This window comes from Arthrobacter sp. UYCu723 (assembly GCF_054059215.1).
On sequence record NZ_JBSSBW010000001.1, the window covers coordinates 2,035,008 to 2,046,776 of the forward strand.

At 66.3% G+C, this 11,769-nt stretch carries 10 protein-coding genes and 1 tRNA gene; 6 read left to right on the plus strand and 5 right to left on the minus strand.

The features are described from left to right. Nucleotides 1–112 precede the first annotated feature (112 nt). From ACVWZ8_RS09545 to ACVWZ8_RS09565, 5 genes are read left to right on the plus strand one after another with little or no spacing between them, the layout of a single operon-like run. Entirely contained in the window at nt 113–1,927 is a 1,815-nt protein-coding gene (locus ACVWZ8_RS09545; RefSeq protein ID WP_456504496.1) for a peptide ABC transporter substrate-binding protein, read from the plus strand. 58 nt (nt 1,928–1,985) lie between these two features. Then, nucleotides 1,986–2,924 (plus strand): ABC transporter permease, encoded by a 939-nt coding sequence (locus tag ACVWZ8_RS09550; RefSeq protein ID WP_456504497.1) that lies wholly within the window; start codon nt 1,986–1,988, stop codon nt 2,922–2,924. Next, nucleotides 2,921–3,820, plus strand: a complete 900-nt coding sequence (locus ACVWZ8_RS09555; protein WP_456504498.1) for an ABC transporter permease — start codon at nt 2,921–2,923, stop codon at nt 3,818–3,820. Before ACVWZ8_RS09550 ends, ACVWZ8_RS09555 begins: the two co-directional genes overlap by 4 nt. After that, complete coding sequence (locus ACVWZ8_RS09560; RefSeq protein ID WP_456504499.1) at nt 3,817–5,511, plus strand: ABC transporter ATP-binding protein; 1,695 nt, start codon at nt 3,817–3,819, stop codon at nt 5,509–5,511. Before ACVWZ8_RS09555 ends, ACVWZ8_RS09560 begins: the two co-directional genes overlap by 4 nt. Further along, nucleotides 5,508–6,452, plus strand: coding sequence for an ROK family protein (locus ACVWZ8_RS09565; RefSeq protein WP_456504500.1), 945 nt, complete (start codon nt 5,508–5,510; stop codon nt 6,450–6,452). Before ACVWZ8_RS09560 ends, ACVWZ8_RS09565 begins: the two co-directional genes overlap by 4 nt. Nucleotides 6,453–6,619: 167 nt before the next feature. Here the strand turns inward: ACVWZ8_RS09565 and ACVWZ8_RS09570 are convergent, their stop codons facing one another. From ACVWZ8_RS09570 to ACVWZ8_RS09580, 3 genes are all read right to left on the minus strand, one after another. Beyond that, a complete protein-coding gene (locus ACVWZ8_RS09570; protein WP_456504501.1) occupies nt 6,620–7,780 on the minus strand; it encodes a N(5)-(carboxyethyl)ornithine synthase in 1,161 nt (386 codons plus the stop codon). After that, nucleotides 7,777–7,926: a hypothetical protein gene (locus ACVWZ8_RS09575; RefSeq protein WP_426979567.1), complete on the minus strand. Its 150-nt coding sequence runs from the start codon at nt 7,924–7,926 to the stop codon at nt 7,777–7,779. The genes ACVWZ8_RS09570 and ACVWZ8_RS09575 overlap by 4 nt, the downstream gene beginning before the upstream one ends. 111 nt (nt 7,927–8,037) lie before the next feature. Then, nucleotides 8,038–8,111, minus strand: a tRNA-Gly gene (locus ACVWZ8_RS09580). Between the two features lie 497 nt (nt 8,112–8,608). Between ACVWZ8_RS09580 and ACVWZ8_RS09585 the strand changes: the two genes are divergently transcribed. Beyond that, entirely contained in the window at nt 8,609–8,893 is a 285-nt protein-coding gene (locus ACVWZ8_RS09585) for a hypothetical protein (RefSeq protein WP_456504502.1), read from the plus strand. A gap of 142 nt (nt 8,894–9,035) precedes the next feature. Here ACVWZ8_RS09585 and ACVWZ8_RS09590 read toward each other — a convergent pair whose 3' ends face one another. Together ACVWZ8_RS09590 and ACVWZ8_RS09595 are read right to left on the minus strand one after the other, a co-directional pair. Continuing rightward, nucleotides 9,036–10,223, minus strand: a complete 1,188-nt coding sequence (locus ACVWZ8_RS09590) for an MFS transporter (RefSeq protein ID WP_456505927.1) — start codon at nt 10,221–10,223, stop codon at nt 9,036–9,038. A gap of 83 nt (nt 10,224–10,306) precedes the next feature. Further along, nucleotides 10,307–11,731: an MBL fold metallo-hydrolase gene (locus ACVWZ8_RS09595; protein WP_456504503.1), complete on the minus strand. Its 1,425-nt coding sequence runs from the start codon at nt 11,729–11,731 to the stop codon at nt 10,307–10,309. Nucleotides 11,732–11,769 lie beyond the last annotated feature (38 nt).

The window sequence follows — 11,769 nt, forward strand, 5'->3', positions numbered from 1 at the left end:
ACGACCGTGTTTACTGATCACTGGTGGTCCAGATCACAGGGACCGCAAAGTACACAGTGCAGGGCCGGTTGATCTGCTGTGCCCCCAAAACACCGTCTGAAAGAAGTCACATATGTTTTCTTCTCTGTCGCCCGGCGCCCGGCGCCGGCTTGCATTGGCCGCAAGCGCCGGCGCCGTCGCCACGGCCGCCCTGCTTAGCGGCTGCGGGGCAGGCCCGGCCACCGGTCCGTCCGCATCGGCCAAGGATTCCGTCAGCTACGCCTGGCCGGTGTCGCAGACGCCCAACTGGATCCTGCCGCTGGGCACCAAGGGCCACACATCCACCATCAACGCCTCGATCATCAATGCGTTGTGGACGCCGATGTTTGTCTACAACACGGCCAGCGGCTCGATGGGTCTGGACAAAAAGGCCAGCATGGGCAGGGACGCCACCTTCTCCGGCGACGGCAAGACCGTGACTGTCACGATGAACAAGTCCAGCTGGAGCGATGGCAAGCCCGTCACCAGCCGTGACGTCGAGTTCTGGTACAACCTGGTCAAGAACAACAAGGAACAGTGGGCCAACACCGCTGCCGGGAAGATGCCCGATTCCATCACCGCATTCAAGGCAGTGGACGATTCCACCTTCAGCATGACCTTTGATGCGGCCTACAACCACGAATGGCTGACCTCCACGCAGCTGTCGTTGATCCGGGCAATGCCTGCACACGCCTGGAACAAGACGAGCGACGCCGGTGCTGTGTCCGACCTGGACCGCACTCCCGAGGGTGCCCAGGCGGTCTTCGCCTACCTGGTGGAGGCCGCCAAGGACATGGGGAGCTACTCCACCAACCCGCTGTGGAAGACCACCAATGGCCCCTACCAGCTGGCCTCCTTTGACGCCTCCGGCAAGGTGGTCCTGGCCAAGAACGACAAGTACGACGGCGCGGACCCCGCCTCCATCAAGACGGTCAACCTGCTGCCGTTCACCAGCGCCAGCGCCGAGGAAAACGCCCTGCGCAGCAAGACCCTGGACTACGGGTACATCTCGGCAGCGTCCATGCCGCAGAAGTCCCAGTTTGAGGGCAAGGGCTACACCGTCACCCCGAAGCCGGGCTGGTCAGTGACCTACATGCCCTACAACTTCAACAACCCCACGATGGGCAAGGTGTTCTCCCAGCTCTACGCCCGCCAGGCGATCCAGAAGTCGATCGACCAGGAGAGCATTTCCAAGGTGGTATGGAACGACACCGCACAGCCCGGATACGGCCCTGTGCCCCAGGGCAACGACTCCGACTACCTGTCCAAGGACCAGAAAGACAACCCATACCCCTTCAGCACCACCGACGCGCAGAAGCTGCTGACCAGCCACGGCTGGACCATCGGTTCTGACGGCATTGCCTCCTGCACCAGCCCCGGAACCGGTGCCACTGACTGCGGCGAAGGCATTGCCAAGGACACCAAGTTCGAGATGACTGTTCTCTCCCAGAGCGGCTCCACCGAGACGGACAACATGATGAACGAGATCCGTTCCTCGCTGTCCAAGACGGGGATCTCCTTCAAGGTCCAGCCGGCACCGGTGAACTCCGTGCTGTCCCAGTCCCAGGCCTGCCAGCCGGCGGAAGATGCCTGCAAGTGGCAGCTGTCCTTCTTCGGCACCTCCGGCAGCTGGTACTTCCCGGCCTACCCCACCGGAGAGAAGATCTTCGGGACCACGGGCAAGGCCAACTTTGGCCAGTACTCCAACAAGGAGGCCGATGCGTTCACAGATGCCGCGGTCAAGTCCGACGACACGACGGCCATGAAGAACTACTCCAGCCTGCTGGCCAAGGACCTGCCCGTCGTTTGGATGCCCAACCCCGTGTACCAGGTGGCCGTGGCGGACACCGGACTCAAGGGCACCGGCCCGGACGTCGACCTGATCTACCCGCAGCGGTGGACCTGGTAGCCCGGCGACTTCAATAACTACGAACACTGATGGGACCGTTGTGGAAATCTTAAGGTTCATGGTGAAACGCACGGGGCAGGCCGCCATTGTCGTCTTCATTGTGACGATCATCGTCTTCCTGCTGCTGCATTCACTTCCCGGCGGGCCCGCCCGCGGGGTGATGGGCATCCAGGCAACGCCGGAACAGCTGGAGCTGTTCAACAAGGAACAGGGGTTGGACCGCCCGCTGGTGGTCCAATACCTGGACTACCTGGGCCGGCTGCTCCGGGGCAACCTAGGGGAATCCTATGTGCTGAATGCGTCCGTGTCGGATCTGCTGAGCCAGCGCCTGCCCAAGACGCTCGTCCTGTCAGTGCTCTCCGCCGTCGTCGCGCTGTCTATCGCCATCCCCGTGGGATTGTGGCAGGCAGCGCGGCGCAACCGGCCCTCCGACTATGTCCTGACGGCATTGTCGTTCGTTGCCTATGCCACGCCCGTCTTCTTCCTGGGCCTGGTCATGATCATCGTTTTCAGCCAATGGGTGCCCTGGCTTCCATCCCAGGCGCCCCAGTCCGACACGGCCTGGGGGATCTTCGCCGAACCTGCGGCGCTGGTCCTGCCGGTGGTGACGGGCGCACTGGGCATGATTGCCGTGTTCAGCCGCTATATGCGTTCCTCCACGCTGGACAACCTGTCCGAGGACTACGTCCGCACAGCTCTGGCCAAGGGCACGCCCCGGAAGGTGGTGCTGCGCCGGCATGTGTTCCGCAACTCGCTGACCTCCGTGGTGACCATGCTCGGCTACTACATTCCGGTGCTCTTCGGCGGCGCCCTCGTGGTCGAGCAGCTGTTCAACTATCCCGGCATGGGGCTGCTGTTCTGGAATGCGGCACAGACACCCGATTTCCCGGTGCTGCTGGGCTGTGTGCTTGTCATCTCCATCGCCACCGTTATCGGTTCCCTGCTGGCCGATCTGACCCAGGTTCTCATTGATCCACGTGTGAGGGAGTCCCAGTGAGCCACACCGCGCTCCATTCCGCAGCCGCCGTCGAGAGCGAACTGCCAGCCCCCGTCAGCAACCGGACGTTGATGCTCCGGCGCCTGATGCGCAACAAGCTGGCCGTGGCCGGCATTGCCATGGTGCTTTTGGCGTTCGTCTTCTCTTTCCTGGGACCGCTGCTGTACCCCACCGACCAGGTGCACGTGGATCTTGGCTCCGCAAGCCTGGCACCCGGGGCCGGCCACCCGCTTGGCACCGACGCCGTTGGCTTCGACCAGCTCGGCCGGATGATGGTGGGAGGCCAGGTGTCCTTGGTCATTGGCCTGGCCGCAGGCATCCTGGCCACCCTGATCGGCTCCGTCTGGGGATCCGTGGCAGGGTACGCAGGCGGCTGGATCGATGCGGTCATGATGCGCATTGTCGACAGCGGCATTGCCATCCCGGCGCTGTTCATCCTGTTGGTCATCTCCGCCATCACCTCGCCCAACACCCTGACGATGATTGTGGTCATTGCCGCCCTGTCCTGGCTGGTGCCTTCCAGGCTGGTCCGTGCGGAGACGCTTTCGCTCAAGCAGCGAGACTACGTGCTGACCCTGCGCGGGATCGGCGGCTCGCACTGGCGCGTGGTGGGCCGGCACATCGTCCCCAACACCGTCAGCACGCTGGTGGTCAACGCCACGTTCCAGGTGGCCGATGCAATTCTGCTGGTGGCCTATGTCAGCTACCTCGGCATGGGCGTCCAGGCCCCCTCGACCGACTGGGGCGGCATGCTCAGCGCCGGTCTGAACGCGGCCTACAGCGGCCAGTGGTGGCTCATCCTGCCGCCGGGCATTGCCATTATTCTCGTCGTCTGCGCCTTCAACGCCATTGGCGATGGACTGCGCGACATGTTTGATGTGAAAGGCCAACTATGAGCACCGCAGCGCAGGACACCGTCCCCGCACTCTCCGTCCAGAACCTGGAAGTGGTCTTCTCCACCGAGACGGGCCCCGTCTCCGCCGTCCGTGGCGTGTCATTGGACGTCCGGCCCGGCGAAGTGCTGGCCCTGGTGGGCGAGTCCGGCTCCGGCAAGAGCACGGTGGCCCTGTCCGTCGTGGGACTGCTGCCCGGCAACGCCACCACCAACGGGATAATCAAGGTTGCCGGCGACACCATTGCGGTGGCGGACGAGGCAGCCATGTGCGATGCCCGCGGACGGGTGATGGGCATGGTCTTCCAGGAACCTTCCACGGCCCTGAACCCGCTGCTGTCCATCGGCGACCAGATTGCCGAGGTGGTGCGCAACCACCACCGCGATGCGACCCGTGCCAGCGCCCGTGCGAAGGCCGTCGAGCTGCTCACCGCCGTCGGCATCCCGCATCCGGAGGAACGGGTGGACCACTATCCCTCCCAGCTCTCCGGCGGGCAGCGCCAGCGCGTGGTGATTGCCATCGCCATCGCGAACCGCCCGCGGCTGCTCATCGCGGATGAACCCACCACGGCGCTGGACGTCACCGTCCAGGCCAACATCCTTGACTTGCTGCGCAATCTGGCCAAGGAGATGGACACGGCGGTGCTGCTGGTCACGCACAACATGGGTGTCGTGGCGGACTTTGCCGAGCGTGTTGCGGTGATGTTCCGCGGTGAACTGGTGGAGATCGGCGACGTCGAGGACGTTCTGCTGCGGCCCCAGCACCCCTACACCCAGCGGCTGCTGGACGCCGTGCCGCGCCTGGCCATTGCCCGGGACCGGGAGGAACCTAAGGCGGCCACCGCCGGCACCGGGGCGCCCGTCCTGGAACTGGACAATGTGGATGTGGTCTATGGCTCCGGCCGCCGTGCCTTCAAGGCGCTCGACGGCGTGAGCCTGTCCCTGGCCCAGGGGGAGACCCTGGGGCTGGTAGGGGAGTCCGGCTCCGGCAAGTCCACCGCGGGCCGCACGGCCGTCGGGCTGCTCAAGCCAGCCGCCGGCACCGTGCGGTTGTTCGGCAAGGACCTCGGCAAGGTCCGGGGCCGGGCACGCAAGGCGCTGCAGTCCCAGCTGGGCATTGTGCTCCAGGATCCCGTGGCCTCCCTGGACCCGCGCATGAGTGTTGCCGATTGCATTGCCGAGCCGATGCTGGTGCACAGCAGGTCCTCGGCCGCCGAGCGGACGAATCGGGTGGGGGAGCTGCTCGACGCCGTGCATCTGCCCTCCGCCGTCTTTGGCCGCTACCCGCACGAACTCTCCGGCGGCCAGCGCCAGCGCGTCAGCATTGCCCGTGCGCTGATCCTCGAGCCCCGGCTGCTGATCGCGGACGAGGCCACCAGCGCGTTGGACGTTTCCGTCCAGGCCAGCGTGCTGGCCGTGCTCAAAGAACTGCAGGAGCGCCTTGGCTTTGCCTGCCTGTTCATCAGCCACGATCTGGCCGTGGTCCAGGAGATGGCCGCGCAGGTGGCTGTCATGCGCTCCGGCAAGGTGGTCGAATCCGGCCCCACGGAAAGCACGCTCATCGCCCCGCGCGACGCGTACACCCGGGATCTGCTCTCCGCCGTCCCGGTGCCGGACCCCATTGTGCAGCGCAGGCGGCGCGAGGAGCGGTTGGCTGCCATGAACGAAGACAGGAGCCTGGTCGTTACACCGTGAAAGATCTGGTTATTGGAATAGACATCGGGGGAACCAAAACCCGGGCCGTGGTCTGCGACGGGAACCTGCGGGTTCTAGGCCGGGTCACCCGGCCAACCCCTGCCAAATCCGGCAACGGTGCGATGGTTGCCACCGCCGCCGACATGGCCCGGGAGCTCATGGCCGGGACCGACGGCGCGCTGTGCGCCGTCGGCGTCGGCGCGGCTGGGGTCATCAACCACCTCGACGGAACCATCCTTGTCGCCAGCGATTCCTTCGTGGACTGGGCGGGCACCCAGGTGGCCCGCATCCTGGGCGATGAACTGGGCGTCCCCGTCTCCGTGGACAACGATGTGAATGCGTTTCTGGCCGGAGAAGTCGCCGCGGGTGCGGCCAGCCGCCGGCAGAACGTCCTGGGGATTACCCTCGGGACCGGCGTCGGCGGAGCCGTGCACTCCAACGGCCGGCTGGTCCGCGGCGCCCACGGGGCGGCGGGGGAGATCGGCCACGTGCCAGGTTTTGGCGATGCCCTGTGCACCTGCGGCCAACGGGGGCATTTGGAGACACTGGCCTCCGGGCGTTCCATCGCCCGGCGGTACGAGGAACTCTGCGGCATGGCAATGGATGCGAGGCAGATTGCCGCAGCCGCACGGGCCGGGGATCCGCACGCGCTCGCGGTCTACACCGACGCCGGAATGGCGGTGGGCCGGGCCATCCTGATGGTCGCAGGTTTGGCCGATCCGGACACCGTTGTCGTTGGCGGCGGAGTGACGCAATCCTGGGACCTGCTGGAACCGGCCATCCTGCATGCCCTGGAGAAGGAACCGCCCGTCAGCGGCCATCCCATCGCCATCCGGCGCTCCGAGCTCGACAGCGACGCGGTCGCAGTGGGCGCCTGCGCCATCGCCCTGGACCTGCTGGGCACTGCGCTGGAGCGCCCGGACGAGCTGCAATGGCTCTAGCTAGCTGCGTGCGGACGACGTTTTGGCGTCCACGTCGTCCAGTAGACGGACGGTGCCGTTGTTCCAGTTGGCCTTGAGCGCAGCAATGCATCCTTCGACGTCGCCACTGATGAGGCGCTCTGCTATCTCCTCGTGCTCCGAGGCTGACCGCTCGATAACCTCTGTGCCTAGACGCCCAGCGGGGAGTGCGGGTACTCCGGCTCCCGCTGCTGGAACTGCAGCACATCCGGATTGACGATCACGCCGTCGCGGATTTCAATCGCGCGGTGGATGGTCTCATTCGCGGCCCAGGCCTCGGGACCGGAAATCACGGTGGACAGGAACGGCAGCAGCGCCTCGCTGATTTCCCAGCTGGAGGAGTTCCAGAGGTAGGACGGGCTGTGGTCCACCGCGTAGTAGTCGATGTGCTCGCCCACCTTGAACATGGGCTCAGTGAACGTGGTGGTCTTCGCCCAGCTGAACCCCATGCCCTCGTCGCAGGACACATCCACGATCAGGCTGCCGGGCCGGAAAGCGTCCAGGTCCTCGGTGCGCAGATAGGTCAGCGGCGCGTTGGGGTCCTGCAGCGTGCAGTTGACCACGATGTCGCTCTCGGCCAGGAACGGCGCCAGCGGCACCCGTCCGCGCTCGGTGATGACCTGGCTGAGGAACGGCGCCTTGTCGTCGTGGTCGAACTGCGCAATCCGTACCGAGTGGATGGGCGAACCGACCGCGGCGACGCCGCGGTTGGTCAGCACCTGGACGTCGTGGATGCCGTGGGCGTTCAGGGCCGTCACCGCGCCGCGGGCGGTGGCGCCGAAGCCGATCACGACGGCGCTCAGCCGGCGGCCGTAGTCACCGGTGCAACCGGTCAACGCCAGGGCATGCAGCACGGAGCAGTAGCCGGCCAGTTCGTTGTTCTTGTGGAACACGTGCAGTCCGAAGCCGCCGTCGCTGGCCCAGTGGTTCATCGCCTCGAAGGCGATCAGCGTGAGCTTCTTGTCGATCGCCAGCTGGGTGATGGCGCGGTCCTGGACGCAGTGCGGCCAGCCCCAGAGGACCTGCCCGTCACGGAGTTCGGCGAGGTCTTCGGGCTGCGGCTTGGGCAGGAGGACGACGTCGGCCTCCGCCAGCAGCTGCGCGCGCGGCACGATGCGTCCCACCAGCGGGGCCAGGTGGGCGTCCGACACGCCGAACCGCTCGCCATAACCCTCCTCCAGGATCAGCTGCTGCCGGAGTTCCGGTGCGATGCGGTCAAGGTGAAGGGGGTGGATCGGGAGACGCCGCTCGTCAGGCTTTCGAGTGCTGGCGAGGACTCCGAGGGTGAGGCGGTTCGAGGAACCGGTCACTTCTTTTTGGGGCTCGCCGGCTTGGTGCTGGTGGCCTTGTCCAGGGAGCTGGGCGGCGCTGCGGCGGTCCTCTTGTCGGCCCGCTTTTCCTTGATGGATTTGCCGGATTTCTTGGATGCTGCTTGACGGGGGGACTTGTCAGCCATGATCGCTCCTGTAGCGGAACCGAAGAGGTTCCAGACTTCGAACGATACAGGTAGCGACCTAACGGCCCGGCCGCGATGGCCGCCGGGTCCGGCGCCGGCGGTGCGGGAAAATGGAGCGGCTGACGGGAATCGAACCCGCGTATCAAGCTTGGGAAGCTAGCGCTCTACCATTGAGCTACAGCCGCAGCGGGACTGTCCAAAGTGCTGGACGTGGTCCCTTCGAAACAACGAGATTTACATTACCCCAGACTGCGGCCGTCTCTGAACAACGCCACGTCCTGTCTGCGGTGCCGGGCGAAAAGCCGCCGCTCGGCGAATGGCAGCGGCCACCGGGCTGCCCGTGATGTCCTGGACCCCCACTCGAACGGAATAGGGAAGTTCCGACCAGCCCGGACGTTTGTTCATGGGAAAACAGCAACGGCGGCTACGCCGCCGCCGAGGCGGCGCTGCAGCGGTCAGCGGAGCGGCCTGACTCCCGGAGCCCGCAGGAATCTATAGCCTCGATCCATGACTGTTCTTCGGAGGGAAGCCCGACGGTGCTAGAAGATTCCACGCCGGCGCTGGACGCGGAGCCTGCTGGCGGAAACGCCGTTCCCCGGCAGGCCCCGGCGGCACCAGCAGCTGATTGGGACCATCTACGGCTTGTACGGGGCTCCAACGGCGGCGCCTTGCCCGTCTCGGGGTGTGGGCCTGCTTCCCGCTGGCCGACCTGATCGTGGGTTTGCTGATCGCGGCAGCAATTATCATTTTGCTGTGGGGAACGGTCCGGACGGCCGGCCGGCGGCTGATGGACGGCATCGAACCAGACCTTCTGGACAGGGCCCGGTCGGCCCTTGCCGCCACCTCCGGCATTGACGCCGTCCCGGACCTTCAGCTGCGCTGGATCGGACACCGCCTCCAGGGCAACGCCAGTATCCAGGCGGCAGACATGCCGATCTCGGCCGGCGACTTGATGACAAAGGCGTAGGCCTGAGCGACCTCTGAAAAAGCTCATGCGAGCGGATACTGCAGCAGCGTGACAGCCATTGCAGTCTCCTCATGATCATTCCGGCGCGTGTCCGCAGGAAGCTTCGCAAATCTTGGTGCTCGGTTTAATCTTGGTGCTCGGCTTAGTGGTCTGTTCCCCGCATCCGGGCGGCGACGACGATTCCTGAGGCTGCTGTTAGGGCGGCGACGACGGCGACAGCCGCGGGGATGCCGTAGGCGTCAGCCAGGAGTCCGGAGAGTAGGGCGCCGACGGCGAACCCGCCGTCGCGCCACAGGCGGTATACCCCGACTGAGCGTGCGCGCCATGCGGGGTGGGCGACATCGCCGATGGCGGCCAGCAGCGCCGGGTAGACCATCGCGGTCCCGGCTCCAAGCAGGACGGCTGCAATGAGCCAAATACCGAAGCCGGTTCCTGCGGCGACCATGCCCAGCGCCGCAGCCTGGACGAGCAGGCCATTCACGATCAGCCATTTGCGGCCGTATCTGTCAGACAGGGCACCGGTGGCCAGCTGCCCTGCACCCCAGACGGCCGGGTAGACGGCGGCGAGGACGCCGATCTTTTCGATGGTCAGGCCGCCGGCGGCGAAGAGTACGGGGAACAGGCCCCAGGCAAGGCCGTCGTTGAGGTTGTTGACCATGCCGGCCTGGCTGACCGAGGAGAGTGACTTGTCCCGGAAGCTGGTCAGGGTGAACACCTGCCGGCTGCTGAGCTCGGCGTGCGCGTCGGCATGGGCGGCGGTGTGGTTGGCGGCTTCCAGCGTGGCGTGGTGGCGGGTTTCCTTGACGGACAGCACGGACAGCCCCAGTCCGAGGCCGATGTAGGCGGCTCCGAGCAGAAACGGGCCCGGCCGGAGCCCGTAGTTCGCGGCAATATAACCGGTGGCGACGGCGGTGCCGGCCACGCCGAGGTAACCGGCCGCCTCGTTGAAGCCCATGGCCATGCCGCGCCGGGACGGGCCGACGAGGTCCATCTTCATGATCACCGTGGTGGACCAGGTCAACCCCTGGCTGATGCCCAGGATGACGTTGGCCGCCACGATCCAACCCCAGGACGGGCCGAAGATCAGCAGCAGCGGAACGGGCAGGGCGATAAGCCAGCCGGCGACCAGCACGGGTTTGCGGCCGTACCGGTCCGAGAGGGTTCCGGCGAAGTAGTTGGTGGCGGCCTTGGCCAGGCCGAAAGCCAGGATGTAGGACAGAGCGGACGTGTAGTGGTCCAGATGGAAGACCTGTCCTGCCAGCAGGGGCAGCACGGTGCGTTCCTGACCGAGGGTGCCGCCGACGAGGGCGTTGACTGCGACCAGGAGGATGAACTGGGCGATGTTTTGCCGCAGCCCCAGCTCGATGCCTTCGCGCGGGCGGTTGCTGTCGCTCCGGCTGGTTGCCTGCGCCCTCACCGGCCGACGGCCGTTTTCCGCGCCGCAGCGATCTCCTGCCGGGATGACGGCTGTCCTGCCTCCAGTTCCCGCCGGGCTGCCCGCGACCAGTCTGCAGGACCCCCGGCCAGGATGCTGACGTCGGTGATGCCCGCACGCTCAAGAACGCTCGCCGCGGACATGGCCCGTTCGCCATGTCCGCACATCACGACCAGGGGCCCGGTCGGCAGGTCCGGGATCCTGGCGACCAGGGATCCGAGTTCAATGTTCCGAGCGCCGGGCACGTGGCCGGCAGCGAATTCGCCGCCCTGGCGGATGTCCATCACCGACGCCGCCATGTCAGCCCCGGAAATCATCTTCGACGCGTCTATCAGGGACGCGGCGGCGGGTTCACCCTGGTCAATCCATGCCGCCATACCGCCGTCCAGCTCCCCGGCGAGGGAATCAAAGCCGACCTTGGCGGCCGCCCAGACTATGTCTTCGGTGTCCTGGTAACCGCTTCGGACGATGATGACGGGCCGGCCCGGGTCGGCCAGCCATCCCAGCCAGGTCGCGAAGACCGGCCGGAGCGTGACGGACAGCGATCCGGGGATGTGTCCGGCGGCGAAGTCCGCTGGCTGGCGGACATCCACCACCTGGGCGCCCCGGGCCATCATCGTCCGGACAGTGCCGGCGTCCAGGGCTGTGAGGGCCGGGGTGCTTCCGATGACCGCCGGTCCGCGCCGGTTGACCTCGCCCAGCCGCAGGAAGTAATCCGGAAACGTCCCCAGGGAACCCAGGAGGGCATCAACGAACGCGTCCTCGCCGGCCACCTGCAGCAGCGGGTTGTTGGCCCGTTCCCGCCCGATCGTTGTGGTCCGTTCCCCTCCGGCGGCGGCGGAGCAGAATGATCCGGCGCCGTGGGTGGGCCACACCGGCGTCTCATCCGGCAGTTCCATCAGGCGCTGGAGCGAGTGGAACTGGGCCCGGGCCAACGGCAGCGTCATGTCCGGACCCAGCAGGTCTGTGCGGCCGGCGGTGCCGACCATCAGGGACCCGCCCGTGAAAACGCCCGCGGTCTGGCCGCTGTCAATGAGCAGGTAGGAAAGGTGCTCCGGAGAGTGCCCGGGGGTGGCCAGCGCCCTCAGCGACAGCCCGCCCAGATCAACTTCATCACCGTCCTGCAGGCCCGTGAGGGCGAATCCGCGGGGTCCGACTTCGGGGGCCAGCACCGTGGCGCCTTCGGTCTCGGCGAGTTCCCGCACGCCTGAAATGAAGTCGGCATGCAAGTGCGTTTCGGCCGCATAAATGATGCGCAGGCCCAGCCGCTGTGCCTCGGCACGGACCTCGCGCAGGTCACGCTCCGGATCCACCGCCAAGGCCCGGCCCCCGCCTAGGTCGAGAAGGTAGGTGGAGTTGCCCAGCCCCTCATCAATAACCGGGATCAGATCCAGCTTCGCCATGTGCAGGCACTCCTCCGGGATAAGGCCAGTCCGGGCCG

Excerpts from the sequence above, each read along its gene's own strand:
- ACVWZ8_RS09595 (WP_456504503.1), bottom strand. The coding sequence starts at position 11,731 with ATGGCGAAGCTGGATCTGATCCCGGTTATTGATGAGGGGCTGGGCAAC.
- ACVWZ8_RS09560 (WP_456504499.1), top strand. The coding sequence starts at position 3,817 with ATGAGCACCGCAGCGCAGGACACCGTCCCCGCACTCTCCGTCCAGAAC.
- ACVWZ8_RS09575 (WP_426979567.1), bottom strand. The coding sequence starts at position 7,926 with ATGGCTGACAAGTCCCCCCGTCAAGCAGCATCCAAGAAATCCGGCAAA.
- ACVWZ8_RS09550 (WP_456504497.1), top strand. The coding sequence starts at position 1,986 with ATGGTGAAACGCACGGGGCAGGCCGCCATTGTCGTCTTCATTGTGACG.
- ACVWZ8_RS09545 (WP_456504496.1), top strand. The coding sequence starts at position 113 with ATGTTTTCTTCTCTGTCGCCCGGCGCCCGGCGCCGGCTTGCATTGGCC.